13 protein-coding genes are annotated in these 12,873 nt (G+C 69.8%); 6 read left to right on the top strand and 7 right to left on the bottom strand.

Annotated elements, in window-relative coordinates; genetic code table 11:
- Positions 1 to 8 precede the first annotated feature (8 nt).
- Positions 9 to 1,232: a low temperature requirement protein A gene (locus ABZ208_RS04060; protein ID WP_356908004.1), complete on the bottom strand. Its 1,224-nt coding sequence runs from the start codon at positions 1,230 to 1,232 to the stop codon at positions 9 to 11.
- Between the two features lie 387 nt (positions 1,233 to 1,619).
- Here ABZ208_RS04060 and ABZ208_RS04055 point away from each other — a divergent pair, with 387 nt between their 5' ends.
- The 6 genes from ABZ208_RS04055 to ABZ208_RS04030 are packed head-to-tail and all read left to right on the top strand — an operon-like array spanning position 1,620 to position 6,889.
- Positions 1,620 to 2,630 (top strand): MFS transporter, encoded by a 1,011-nt coding sequence (locus tag ABZ208_RS04055; protein WP_356908168.1) that lies wholly within the window; start codon positions 1,620 to 1,622, stop codon positions 2,628 to 2,630.
- Positions 2,627 to 4,936 carry a molybdopterin oxidoreductase family protein gene (locus ABZ208_RS04050; protein ID WP_356908003.1) on the top strand — a complete coding sequence of 770 codons (2,310 nt, stop codon included), beginning with the start codon at positions 2,627 to 2,629 and terminating at the stop codon, positions 4,934 to 4,936. Before ABZ208_RS04055 ends, ABZ208_RS04050 begins: the two co-directional genes overlap by 4 nt.
- An 8-nt stretch (positions 4,937 to 4,944) precedes the next feature.
- Positions 4,945 to 5,544, top strand: coding sequence for a 4Fe-4S dicluster domain-containing protein (locus ABZ208_RS04045; protein WP_356908002.1), 600 nt, complete (start codon positions 4,945 to 4,947; stop codon positions 5,542 to 5,544).
- Positions 5,541 to 6,281 carry a Rieske (2Fe-2S) protein gene (locus ABZ208_RS04040; protein WP_356908001.1) on the top strand — a complete coding sequence of 247 codons (741 nt, stop codon included), beginning with the start codon at positions 5,541 to 5,543 and terminating at the stop codon, positions 6,279 to 6,281. Before ABZ208_RS04045 ends, ABZ208_RS04040 begins: the two co-directional genes overlap by 4 nt.
- Positions 6,278 to 6,649, top strand: a complete 372-nt coding sequence (locus ABZ208_RS04035) for a hypothetical protein (protein WP_356908000.1) — start codon at positions 6,278 to 6,280, stop codon at positions 6,647 to 6,649. Before ABZ208_RS04040 ends, ABZ208_RS04035 begins: the two co-directional genes overlap by 4 nt.
- 33 nt (positions 6,650 to 6,682) lie before the next feature.
- Positions 6,683 to 6,889, top strand: coding sequence for a hypothetical protein (locus tag ABZ208_RS04030; protein ID WP_356907999.1), 207 nt, complete (start codon positions 6,683 to 6,685; stop codon positions 6,887 to 6,889).
- 23 nt (positions 6,890 to 6,912) lie between these two features.
- Here ABZ208_RS04030 and mscL read toward each other — a convergent pair whose 3' ends face one another.
- The 6 genes from mscL to ABZ208_RS04000 all read right to left on the bottom strand — a co-directional run bounded on the left by mscL (position 6,913) and on the right by ABZ208_RS04000 (position 12,683).
- Positions 6,913 to 7,425, bottom strand: coding sequence for a large conductance mechanosensitive channel protein MscL (mscL, locus tag ABZ208_RS04025; protein WP_356907998.1), 513 nt, complete (start codon positions 7,423 to 7,425; stop codon positions 6,913 to 6,915).
- 123 nt (positions 7,426 to 7,548) lie between these two features.
- Positions 7,549 to 8,067, bottom strand: coding sequence for a hypothetical protein (locus ABZ208_RS04020; protein WP_356907997.1), 519 nt, complete (start codon positions 8,065 to 8,067; stop codon positions 7,549 to 7,551).
- A 249-nt stretch (positions 8,068 to 8,316) separates the two neighbouring features.
- Entirely contained in the window at positions 8,317 to 9,180 is an 864-nt protein-coding gene (locus tag ABZ208_RS04015; RefSeq protein WP_356907996.1) for an S-methyl-5'-thioadenosine phosphorylase, read from the bottom strand.
- Positions 9,181 to 9,261: 81 nt separating this feature from the next.
- On the bottom strand, positions 9,262 to 9,591 hold the full coding sequence (locus tag ABZ208_RS04010; RefSeq protein ID WP_356907995.1) for an FmdB family zinc ribbon protein: 330 nt from the start codon (positions 9,589 to 9,591) through the stop codon (positions 9,262 to 9,264).
- A gap of 68 nt (positions 9,592 to 9,659) precedes the next feature.
- A complete protein-coding gene (locus tag ABZ208_RS04005) occupies positions 9,660 to 10,931 on the bottom strand; it encodes an MFS transporter (RefSeq protein WP_356907994.1) in 1,272 nt (423 codons plus the stop codon).
- Between the two features lie 240 nt (positions 10,932 to 11,171).
- Positions 11,172 to 12,683: a potassium/proton antiporter gene (locus ABZ208_RS04000; protein ID WP_356908167.1), complete on the bottom strand. Its 1,512-nt coding sequence runs from the start codon at positions 12,681 to 12,683 to the stop codon at positions 11,172 to 11,174.
- Between the last annotated feature and the right edge of the window lie 190 nt (positions 12,684 to 12,873).

Here is a 12,873-nt window from a genome sequence, read left to right as displayed (position 1 = left end):
CATGCGCATCACCGTAGTTGGGGTCGGGTGGGGCGAGCGTGACGGGTGGTGAGCGTCACACCGACCGCGACGGTCACGGCGGAGACCAGTCCGGCGGTGAACACCGCCCACTGGCCGGCGAAGGTGCAGGCCAGGATGGCCAGCCCGCACACCGGCAGTGTCAGTTGCTCCGCCATGCCGCGCTTGAAGTGGCGGGAGTGCAGCGCCCACACGGTCAGGACGAAGGCCGCGGCCGGGATCGTGACGGTGGCCGCCGCGGCGGTGGTGGAGACATGGGCCTTGTGGACCGACTCCTCCACCGCGACCTCCAGGCCCGCTCCGATCGCGGCGGCGGAAGCGAAGATCAGGAAATGCCCGTAACCCCAGGGAATGGCCTGGCGGTTGGAGTTGAGCCGCTCGTGGGCAGGCACCGCGAAGTAGACCCACCAGGCGGAGAAGACGATGAGAAGTCCGCCGCCCGCGATCGGCAACAGCTCGTACACGGCATCGGTCTCGTCGAGCGCGGACTGCACACCGGTGGTGGCGGCGTACATCGTCTCGCCCAGCACGATCAGGGTGAACTGGCCGTACCGCTCGACGATGTGGTGCGGGTGCCACGAGGTCTGGTGGTCCCGCTCGGCGATCACCGGAACCAGGAGTTCGGCCACCACCGCGATCAGGAACAGCCAGCGCCGCATACCTTCGGGGGCGGCCAGCAGTGCCACCCAGACCGCCTGGCAGATGGCGAGGCCGGCCGCGTAGCGGGTATTGGTGCGGCGGGCCGCCCCCGGCGGCTCGGATGCGGCGGCACGCAGCCACTGGGCGGTCAGGGCGACCCGCATCAGCAGATAGCCGATGACGGCGACGGTCCAGTCGTTGTCGGCGAAGGCACGCGGCACGCCGGCCGCGTAGACCAGCACGCCGCTGATCTGGATGAACGTCGCGATGCGGTACGGCACGTCGTCGCAGTCGTAGGCGGACGCGAACCAGGTGAAGTTCATCCAGGCCCACCACACGCCGAAGAACACATAGCCGTAGCCGGTGATGCCGGTGGCGTAGTGCCCCTCGGCGAGGGCGTGCACCAGCTGCACCCCGGCTTGGCCGACCGCCACGACGAAGCAGAGGTCGAAGAACAGCTCCAGCGGTGTCGCGGCACGATGAGGTTCGGCGCGGCTGCGCGCCTTCATACGGCGCAGCGGTCGGGCGGCCGAGCCCACTCCTGCGCGAGGGTCCGGTGCGGGGGTGGACGTCATCGGCCCAGCACAGCAGAGCAGGGGGCGACTGCCCGGTGGGACGCGCGCGCCGCCCTGCCCGGTCACTCGGTCACCGCGCACGCCGCCCGGTCCGGTGGTCCCGAGGTCGTGAGGTCCCGAAGTCCCGAGGTCCGGGGGCCGGAGGCCAGGGATCTGCGCCGAGCGGGGCTGAATCCGTCTGAGCGACGAGCCATCCGAGGGACGAGCTCACTCCGCCGACCGGCAAAAGGGGTCAAAGGGTACGCACGGCCCTACCGTGACCCCGTGACCGAGCCACCGGAGCCCCCCGACGAGGTACCGGCGAAGCCGCCCGCGCGGCCGACCGAGCAGCCGCCGCCCCCGCCCCCCGCGGCCGGGTCCGACTCGGCCCGCCCGCTTCCCGTCCACCTGCGTGCGACGGCGGCCGGCACCATCGTGTCCGTACTGCTGATTCTGGCGATCGTGTTCGGCAGCCGACTGCTGAAGGACTTCGACGCAGCCCTTCTGCCCTACGCCGTCGCCACGGTCTTCCTCGCCTTCGGCGTGGCCTACCGGTACACCGTGTGGGTCTCCGCTCCCGGCGCACGCCGGCTCTTCGAGCAGGGCCGGCGCAGTCTCTTCTCGGCCGAGAACTTCCGCCGCGCCCCCGTTGCACTGCCGAAGATGATCGCCACCTATCTCGGCTTCCAGAAGTTCCTCGGCGCCCGCTCGCACGCCCGCTGGGCCGCCCATCAGCTGATCTTCTGGGGCTGCATCCTCGCCGCGCTGATCACCTTCCCGCTGACCTGGGGCTGGTTCACCTTCACCTCGAACACCGGGTCCGGTCCCGGCTACGAGATGCGGATCTGGGGCCTGGAAGTGATCGGCTTCGATGCGCTCGGCTTCTTCGGCTGGGGCATGTTCCACGGCCTGGACCTCGCGGCGGTCCTTGTCATCCCCGGCGCCTCGTACTTCCTGTGGCGGCGGATGAAGGACCGCGGCGCCATCACCGGCCAGCGTTTCGCCTATGACCTGGTCCCGCTGATCGCTCTGATCGTCATCTCCGTGACGGGGCTCCTCCTCACCTTCTCGTCGATCTTTCTGAACGGTGGCGGCTACGAGTTCCTGGCGATCCTGCACATGGTGTCGGTGGTCCTCACGCTCATCTACATCCCGTTCGGCAAGTTCTTCCACATCGTCCAGCGGCCGGCCGCGGTCGGCATGCAGCTGTTCAAGTACACGGCCCGCCAGGACGAGCAGATCTTCACCTGCCGCCGCTGCGCCCTGCCCATCGACACGGCCCCCTATGTCGAGAACCTCAGAGGCACGATGCGCGACCTGAAGCTCGACTTCGACCAGTGGGCCGAGTACTGCCCGCGCTGCAAGCGCGTCCTGCGGGGCACCGCGTATCTCACCCAAGTGAAGAAGGGCTACAAGTGACTCCCGACGAGTCCGCCACCGTCCCCGTCGACCCCTCCATCGCCCCGCCCGGCACCCGTGACTTCCGTGACGCGGGCGGCATCCCCGCCGACCGGTGGCACGCCGACCGGACCGGCGAGACCCTCGTCCCCACACACTGCTGCTTCTGCGGAGTGCAGTGCGGCATGTATCTCCGCGTGAACAGCAAGGGCAAGGTCTTCGGTGTCGAACCCCGCAACCACGACATCAACCGCATGCGCCTGTGCCCCAAGGGCATCAACGCCTATCAGCAGGTCAACCACCCCGACCGGCTCACAGCTCCGCTGATGCGCCGCTCGCGCGACGAGCCCTTCCGCGAAGTCTCCTGGGAGGAGGCACTCGACTTCACCGCGGCCGAGGTCCGGCGCATCCAGGCCGAGTACGGCAATGACGCCTTCGGGCTGCTGGGCGGCGCCAGCCTGTACTCCGAGAAGACCTACCTCGTCGGCAAGTTCGCCCGCGTCGCGCTCAAGTCCCGGCACGTCGACTACAACGGCCGCCTCTGCATGGTCTCCGCGGCCGGAGCCAACAAGCTGGCCTTCGGCATCGACCGGGCCGGCAACCCCTTCGCCGACATCCTCCTCACCGACTGCCTGCTGATCGCGGGTTCCAACGTCGGCGAGTGCTTCCCCGTGATGACCCAGTATCTGTGGGGGGCCAGGGACCGCGGAGCCTCGCTGATCGTCGTCGACCCGCGCGAGACCGCGATCGCCCGCACCGCCGACATTCATGTGGCGATCAAGCCGGGCACCGACTCGGCGTTCTTCAATGCCGTGCTGAACGTCGTCATCGAGGAAGGCCTCACCGACGAGGCCTATCTCGCGGCCCATGCCACCGGCTGGAACGAGGTCAAGGCCAAGGCTGCCGAATATCCACCCTCCCGCGCCGCCGGCATCTGCGGTGTGCCCGCCGGACAGATCGTCGAGGTCGCCCGCGCCTTCGCCACCGCCGACCGGGCCATGGCCTGGCACGCCCGCGGTATCGAGCACCATTCCCAGGGTGTCGAGAACTGCCTCTCCGTGATCAACCTGTGCGTCGCCACCGGCAATATCGGCAGGCCGGGCGCCGGCTACGGAACCATCACCGGCCAGGGCAACGGCCAGGGTGGTCGCGAACACGGCCAGAAGTCCGACCTGCTGCCCGGCGGCCGCTCGATCATGAACGACGAGCATCGCCGGCAGATCTGCGAGATCTGGGGCATCGAGGAGTCCGAACTCCCGCCCGCAGGCACCTCGATGATGGAAATGATCTGGCAGATGCAGCGCGGTGAGATCCGCGGACTGATCGGCATCTGCAACAACCCCTTCGTCTCCCTTCCCAACTACCAGGTGGTCAAAGAGGGTTACGACGCCATCGAATTCCATGCCCAATTCGACTTCTTCCTTTCCGAGACCGCTGCCAACGCCCATGTCGTCTTCCCCGTCACCACCTGGGCGGAGGACGAAGGCGTCATGGCCAATGCCGAAGCCCGCGTCATCAAGCACAACAAGGCCCAGGAACCGCCCCCCGGCGTGCGCACCGACACCTGGGTGATCTGCCGGCTGGCGCAGCGCCTCGGCGCGGGCGACAAGTTCGCGTTCACCAGCTCGCGCGAGGTCTTCGACGAGCTGCGCGTCGCTTCCGCCGGGACCGTCAACGACTACTACGGGATCACCTACGAGCGCCTGGAGGAGACCGGCGGTATCGCCTGGCCCTGTCCGGCCACCGACCACCCCGGCACCCCGCGCCTGTTCGAGGACGGGAGGACCTACCACCCTGACGGCAAGATGCATATGCAGGCCGTCGACTGGCACCCGCCGATGGACCCGTACAGCGACGAGTACCCCATGTCCCTCACCACCGGCCGCACCGTCGCCCACTTCCTGTCCGGCAACCAGACCCGCAGGCTCGGCGCGCTCGTCGAACAGACCCCGCGCCCCTGGGTCGAGGTGCACCCCTCTCACGGCTTCCGCTCCGGCGAGCCGGTGCGTGTCGTCACCCGCCGTGGCGGAGCGGTCTTCCCCGCCCTGGTCACCGAGGCCATCCGCCCCGACACCGTCTTCGTGCCGTACCACTGGCCCGTCCCCACGGCGGCCAACGTACTCACCATCGACGCGCTCGACCCCCGGTCCAAGATCCCTGAATACAAGGTGTGCGCCTGCCGTATCGAGGCGGCCGAACAGATCGACGAGGTGCCCGCGCCGCCCGTCGCACCGGGGCATGTCGCCTACCCGGAGGCCCAGGTTTCCCGCACCGACCCCCTGCCCCCCACCTCGCCGCAGGGCCGCGGCACTGCCGAGAGGGGCTGACGCCCGCCATGATGGGCAGAACGATCTTCATCGACCCGGGGCGCTGCATCGGCTGCCAGGCCTGTGTCTCCGCCTGCCGCGAGTGCGACTCGCACCGCGGCAAGTCCATGATCCATCTCGACTACCCCGACGAGGGGCACTCGGTCGCATCCCTCCCCACCGTCTGTATGCACTGCGAGGACCCGGTCGCCCCGTGCGCCGAGGTCTGCCCCGCCGACGCGATCCTGGTCACCGCGGACGGAGTGGTGCAGCAGGCGGACACCACGCGCTGCATCGGCTGTGCGAACTGCGTCAACGCCTGCCCCTTCGGCGTACCGAAGATCGACCTCCAGGCGAAGCTGCAGATGAAGTGCAATCTCTGCTACGACCGCACCGCCTACGGTCTCGCTCCCATGTGCGCCACGGTCTGCCCGACCGGCGCCCTGTTCTACGGCACCGTCGAGGAGCTCCAGGCCGAACGCCCCGGCGTCCAGGTCGCCGACTCCTTCACCTTTGGCGATGTCGTCGTCAAGACCGGTGTGGCCATAGTCGTGCCCGCCGAGAAGGTCCGGTGGCCCGTGCCCGGCGGACTGCCGGTGATCGAGGTGAACGGAGTGGATGTCCGATGAGCGTCACCGCACCTCCGCCCGGGGAAGGGCCCGTCCAGCACTTTCCGGACGCCGCCCAGGAGGCGCTCCACGACCGGATCGCAGCTGACTCGCTCACCACTCGCCGCGACTATCTGCGCATTGTCGCGACGGTCTCCGGCGGCCTCGCCGTCGGCGGCATCGGCGTAGCCGGCGGCGTACTGCACCGGCACGGTGACAACGAGGGCGTACCCAGGCCCAAGAAGATCGCGGATGCTCTCGCGCCCGGTGAGTCCCTGGCCTTCCGCTACCCCGGTGACGAGGACCGGGCGATCGCGATCCGGCTGCAGGACGGCACACTCGCCGGCTACTCCGCGGTCTGTACGCATCTGGCCTGCGCCGTGCTGTTCCGTGCGGACCGGGGTCTGGAGGGCGAGCTGCTCTGCCCCTGCCACGACGGCGTCTTCGACGTCCGGACCGGTGATGTGACCGCCGGCCCGCCACCGCGGCCGCTGCCCCGGGTGATCCTCGACGAGGATGCCTTCGGCAGTGTGTGGGCCGTCGCGACCGCCCGCTCCGGCGAGAACGACAAGGACGCCTGGTGCCGCCAGTTCGCCGAAGTGGCACCGGACCGCGCGGCGCTGATCGGCTGCCCGGGGGCGGTGGGAGAATCGGAGACCGGGACGTCGGCCGAGTCCAGGTCCACGCCGCGCGCGGGTCCGACGCCGGAGCGCGGCATGCGGTCGCCGTCGCCGTCGACCGAGCGGGGCCGGAGATGAGTGACGACTCGAACCTGCCGCCCCGTCCGGCATACCGCCCCGGCAGCTCCGAGGCCCGGCTGAACCGGCCCGTGCGTGAGCGCTATCCGCAGATCCGCCCCACCAGCGGCTACGGCGATCCGCGGATCACGCGCACCGGGCCCGGTCCCGGCGCCGGCAGTGAACAGGAGCCCGAACGCTCGTCGATGCTCACCGCGCGGCTGGCGCTGGCGGGCACTGTGGTCGTCGGACAGCTCTGGGGTCTGACCGTCGTCGTCAACGAATGGATGCAGGGGGAGACCGCAACAGCCTGGTGGGGTGCGGGATTCCTGTGTCTGTCCTTCCTGGTCGTCCTGGCGCTGTGGTGGCTCGATCCCAGGGACCGCTGACCGCGGCCCGGCCCGCCGCCGTACCCTGGAGACATGAGCGCCGCCCCCGCCCCCGGATCGCGAGCTGCGAAGCAGCCCCGGCAGCAGCACCCGAAGCCGAAGCTGATCTTCGACGATCCGCTGGACCAGCAGTCCTCGGACGATACGGACCGTGGGTGGGGCGAGCGGCCTTCCTCGAGCGGCGACAGCGCCGCCGATCTGGCGCGTTTCCTCGACGAGAAGCCGCCCCACCACATCTGAGGCCTCAAGGCCCCACGCCCGCGCTACCGGCTGGCGCCGGACCCGGTCGTGCCGGTGGTGCGCGCCGTGTCTGAGGCACTTGTGCCCGTGCCGCGCTGTGCCACCAAAGCATCGCGTATCTCCTTGAGAACCTCCAGCTCGGTCACCTCCAGCGTCTCCCGTACGCCTTCCCTCGCCTTTTGTATGGCGGCCCGGCGCGCCAGGTACTTCGACATCGGCAGCACCATGAGGAAGTAGACGACCGCCGCCGTGATCAGGAACTGGAGGGTGGCGCCGAGCACCGATCCCCACATGATCTGGATGCCCTGCACCTCGCCGTTCACGACCTCGCAGGCGTCCTTCAGGCAGGAGGCGTAGGAGTCCAGGTCCTTCGTTCCGAACGCGCCGACAAGCGGATTGATCACGCCCTTCACCACCGCGTTCACGATGTTGGTGAAGGCGGCGCCGATGACGACCGCGACCGCGAGGTCGACCACGTTGCCGCGCATCAGGAAGGACTTGAAGCCCTCCAGCACGCTCGTCTTCTTCTCGCTCACGAATGAGCCTCATTTCACATGTGCAACAGGGGAGAGGGGATGGTGCGAAACCTACGGCAGGGTCCTGTCGCGCTGTCCAGTCCGGGTGCGAGAACAGATGGGGTGGCGGCACGAGGGCGGCGGTCAGCACACCGTCACCGCCAACCGGGAGTTCGCTCCGGCGCCCGCCAGCTTCACCGCGGTGGTCCGCGGGACGGACAGGACAACCAGCGCACCGCCGTCCGCGGAATTCTCGTGGGCCCGGGGTACGTCAGCCACCCGAGCCCCCGAGGCCACCACCACCGCCTTTGAGGCCTCCCCCACGGGGGAGTCGGCGGACGCGATCACATCCACCCGGTCTCCCGGCCGCAGCAGCCGGACCGTCGCGGCGTCCGCGATCCGCACCGGAGCCGACACCAGGTCCGTGGCCGGCCGCCGATGCTGTGCCGCCGGTGCCGCTGCCGCCAACGCGCCTGTACCCGGCCCGCGTTCGCCGCTCGGTCCCAACGGGCCGGCCGGGCCCTTCGAGCCCTGGGCACCCGACGCGGCCAAGGCGGCAGCCGTCACGGCCAGTCCCGCGGCCATCGCCCGCCGACGCCTGCGCATCGCCCGCCGCAGCCGCTGAGCTCCGCCGCGCACCCGCAGCGGAGCGAACAGCGGCACGCCCAGCGGCTCCGGCGCTGAGGAAGCCGGGGAGGAGGACGGGGAAAACGGGGAGGACGGGTGGGACCGGGAAGCGGAGGAGGAAGAAGAAGAGGGAAGCGACATGCCGCGCACCGCCTGTCTGCCGTAGGGAGAGTTGCCCGCCGGTCCGTGACCGGCCGCTCCCCACGATCCACACTTCGTGCCCACCCTGCTCACGCCTGTGGACGGACCCGCGCCTGTGGACAACTTGCTCACCCCGCAGGGTGATTACGGCAGCTGGAACCCCGGGTCGAGCCCCTCCAGCGCGCCCGTGCACAGACAGTCCCGCGACTCGTTGGACGGCAGCCCCGCCACCGCGTCGAAGAGCACGGACCGCAGCCGGTCCACATTGGCGGCGAACACCTTCAGCACCTCCTCGTGGGAGACGCCCTCCCCCGCCTCGGCGCCCGCGTCCAGGTCCGTGACCAGACTCATCGACGTGTAGCAGAGTTCCAGTTCACGCGCGAGCACGGCTTCCGGGTGTCCCGTCATGCCGATCACGGACCAGCCCATCGCCGCGTACCACCGCGACTCGGCCCGGGTCGAGAACCGCGGCCCTTCGACGACCACCAGCGTTCCGCCGTCCACCGGTTCCCAGTCCCGCCCGCGCGCCGCCGCGAGCGCGGCCTTGCGGCCCCGCGGGCAGTACGGGTCGGCCATCGCGACATGCACGACGTTCGGGACAGTGCCGTCGGGCAGCGGCAGCCCGTCGAAGTACGTCTGTGTGCGGGCCTGCGTACGGTCCACCAGCTGATCGGGCACGAGCAGGGTTCCGGGGCCGTAGTCCGGCCGCAGCCCGCCCACCGCGCACGGGCCGAGCACCTGCCGTACCCCCACCGACCGGAGCGCCCACAGATTGGCGCGGTAGTTGATGCGGTGCGGCGGCAGACTGTGGCCGCGCCCGTGCCGGGGCAGGAACGCGACCCGTCGGCCGGCGATCTCTCCGAGGAACAGGGAGTCGCTGGGAGGGCCGTACGGCGTCTCGACCTGGATCTCGGTGACGTCGTCCAGGAAGGAGTAGAAGCCCGAGCCGCCGATCACACCGATCTCCGCGGAGCCGGAGGCTGCTGCTGCGTTCGCGTTGGTCGCCATGCCGATCACAGTAGCCGCCCGCGAAACGCCCGGAACCCCGCCGTACACACTGCGACGGCGGGGTTCTCGGAAAGGCGGTTGTCAGGCGGCGGAGCCGGACGAGCTCGACGGCGAGGACGCGGTCGACGAGGAAGACGACGACGAGGAAGAGGACGGCGTGGAGGCCGCGCTCTTCGAGTCGGACGACTTCGACGTGGACGACGACGTCGACGAGGGTGAGCTGCTCGACGACGCACCACGGCTGTCGTTGCGGTAGAAGCCGGAGCCCTTGAAGACAATCCCGACTGCCGAGAACACCTTCTTCAGGCGTCCGTCGCAGCTCGGGCACACGGTCAGGGCGTCATCGGTGAACTTCTGCACCGCCTCGAGGCCCTCGCCGCATTCGGTGCACTGGTACTGGTAGGTCGGCACTTGTCTTCCTCCTGGCACTCTCACTCAATGAGTGCTAACGACGGTCCATAGTGACGTATTCCGCCGGATCAGTCCACCGTCACAGGCACGCGGTGACCGATCCCACGTGCTGCGACCCGTCCCGTCGCTCTCGGCGACAACCGCGAGCGCAGCGCGACCAGGGTGGTCAGCGCGAGCACGGTGCCCACCAGCGGGACCGCGAATCCGGCGCTCGCGCCGTACCCGTCGGCGAGCTGCCCGGCCACGGTCACGGCCGCCGCCTGGCCCAGTGCCACCGCGCCGGTCAGCCAGGTGAACGCCTCGGTGCGGGCCGAGGCCGGCACCAGGGAATCGACCAGCGTGTAGCCGATGATCAGTGCGGGCGCGATGAACAGGCCCACCAGCAGGCCCAGCGCGCCGAGCAGCACCACGGAGTGCGCGGTCCACAGCAGCGACGCGGCGACCGTGAGGCCCGTGTAGCCGAGCACCAGGCGGCGCCGCGGCCCGGTCTTCCAGGCGATGGCGCCGACGGCGACGCCCGCCAGCATGTTGCCTGCGGCGAAGAGCCCGTACAGCAGGCCGTTCATGCCCGGCTGTCCGATCTCCTCGGTGAACGCCGTCAGCGAGACCTGCATGCCTCCGAAGACCGAACCGATACCGAGGAAGGCCACGGCAAGGACCCGTACCCCGGGCACCGACAGCGCGGACACGCGTCCTGCGCGGCCGTCCAGGGCGGGGCGGCCGTGAGCGGGCTGCGTACGGCGCTGGGCGGCGAACAGCAGGCCGCCGGCGAGTGTGAGCCCGGCCTCGGCGGTCAGACCCGCGGCGGGATGGACACCGGTGCACAGGGCGGTGGCCAGGACCGGTCCGACCACGAAGGTGAACTCGTCCGTCACCGATTCGAAGGCCGCGGCCGTCGGCAGCAGCGGCGACCCGGGGAGCCGGGCCGCCCAGCGGGCCCGGACCATCGGCCCGACCTGCGGCACTGAGGCGCCGGTCGGCACGGCGGCCGCGAACAGCGCCCACAGGGGCGCGTCCGTCAGTGCCAGGATGATCAGCAGGGTCACCGACGCGGTGTGCACGAGTACGCCGGGCACCAGCACGGCGCGCTGGCCGAAGTGGTCGGCGAGCTTGCCGCTCTGCGGCGCGAACAGTGCCATGGAGACACCGGTGACGGCGGCGGCCGCACCGGCGCTGCCGTAGGAGCCGGTGGTGTGCTGCACAAGCAGAACGATGCTGATGGTGAGCATCGCGAAGGGCTGCCGCGCTGCGAATCCGGGAAGCAGGAACGTCCAGGCTCCGGGGGTACGGAGCAACTGCCCGTAGCCGGGGCGCTTGTCGGAAGCGACCGTGGATGCCACGGTCCGTGCCTTTCTGCCGCCTGGTAGCGCTCGCCGGGGTGCCGGAGAGCAGCCGAGAGCTGTCCTCTTGCGCGGAACTGCGGTAGATACCGGGGTCCACTGCGGGGACTCCGCGGCCGCCATACGGTCGCGCCAGCTCTGCGTCAGGCAGAGTTGGTCGATCAGTGTGGCCTCATGGTACAGGGGTGGACGGCATATGCCACCTGGGAAATGGTGGAAATCACTGACGTGTGCCTGGGATTAACGGGATCTGCGGGGCGTGTTTCCGCCCGTTCCGAGCCAGTCGGCCAGCTTGCCGCCCTGTCCGACCGCCCGCAGCCGCCGTTCGGCGCTGTCCCGCACCGGGTCGGTCGCCACCACCAGCAGCTCGTCGCCGTGCCGCAGTACGGTCGTCGGCAACGGCACGAAGCTCTTGCCCTCCCGTACGACCAGGGTGACCGCGGACCCCGGCGGCAGCCGCAGCTCGGCGACCTCGACGCCGTGCATCTTCGAGGCGTCGGGGATCGCCACCGACAGCAGGTGTCCGCGCAGCCGCTCCAGCGGGGCGGACTCGATCCCGAGGTCTGCCGCCTCCGAGGTGTCGCCCAGCTTCAGCGCCTTCGCGAGCCACGGCAGCGTCGGCCCCTGGATGAGGGTGTAGACCACGACGAGGATGAAGACGATGTTGAAGATCCGGCCGCTGCCCTCGACCCCGAAGACCATCGGGATGGTGGCGAGGATGATGGGCACGGCGCCGCGCAGCCCCGCCCATGACATCAGGACCTGCTCCTGCCAGGGGATGCGGAAGGGGATCAGGCTGATGAACACCTCCAGCGGGCGCGCGGCCACTGTCAGCACCAGGCCCACGATCACCGCGGGCCAGAAGTCGCCGGGCAGCTCGTGCGGGGTCACCAGCAGGCCGAGCAGCACGAACATGCCGATCTGGGCGATCCAGCCGAGCCCCTCGGCGAATCCCCGGTTGGCGGGCGCGTGCGGCAGCTTGGAGTTGCCGAGCACCATCGAGGCGAGATAGACGGCGATGAAGCCGCTGCCGTGTGCCATGGCGCCGGCGGCGTAGGCGACCACCGCGATGGCCATGACGGCGATCGGGTACAGGCCGGAGGCGGGCAGCGCCACACGCCGCAGCCCGAAGGCGCCGAGCCAGCCGGTCGCCAGTCCGATGGCCGCGCCGATCGCCAGCTCCAGCGCGATCTTCCCGATGAGCACGTACCACTCGTCGGTCGGACCGGAGGTCGAGAAGGCGACGACCAGGATGACGACAGGAGCGTCGTTGAAACCCGACTCGGCCTCGAGTACGGCCTTCACCCGGGTGGGCAGCGGCACCTTGCGCAGCACGGAGAAGACGGCGGCGGCGTCGGTCGAGGAGACGACCGCGCCGATGATCAGGGCCTGGCGCCAGTCGAGCCCCACCAGATAGTGGGCGGCAGCGGCCGTGACCCCCACGCTCACCGCGATGCCCACGGTCGACAGCACGACCGCGGCGGGCAACGCCGGTCGGATCTCCTTCCACTTGGTGCTCAGACCACCCTCGGCCAGAATCACCACAAGTGCGGCATACCCGATCACCTGCGTCAGATTTGCGTCATTGAAGCCGACGTCGCCGATGCCGTCCTGCCCCAGAGCCACCCCGATGCCCAGATACAGCAGCAGGCTGGGGAGCCCACTGCGGGACGAGATGCGCACGGCCGCAACGGCGATGAGCAGAACGAGCGAGCAGATGAGCAGGAGTTCGTTGAGATGGTGGACAGTCAGTGGCCGATCCTTCCCCTCACGCCGACGAGCCGGACGGCCGCTCCGGTTGGTGTGACGGCCCTCGACACTTCGTTACCTTACCTAATCTTTAACGTTCTCTTGACGGGCTGATGGTGTGCCCGGACGGGGGCGGGTACTGCCTTGCGGATACCGCGTCCGGGCCGGTTGAGTGCTGCGCCTAGAGTTGCCC

This window comes from Streptomyces sp. NPDC006208 (genome assembly GCF_040613775.1).
GTDB lineage: Bacteria > Actinomycetota > Actinomycetes > Streptomycetales > Streptomycetaceae > Streptomyces.
The sequence above is the reverse complement of the archived record's forward strand: the minus strand, read 5'-3'. Positions and strand labels throughout refer to the sequence as shown.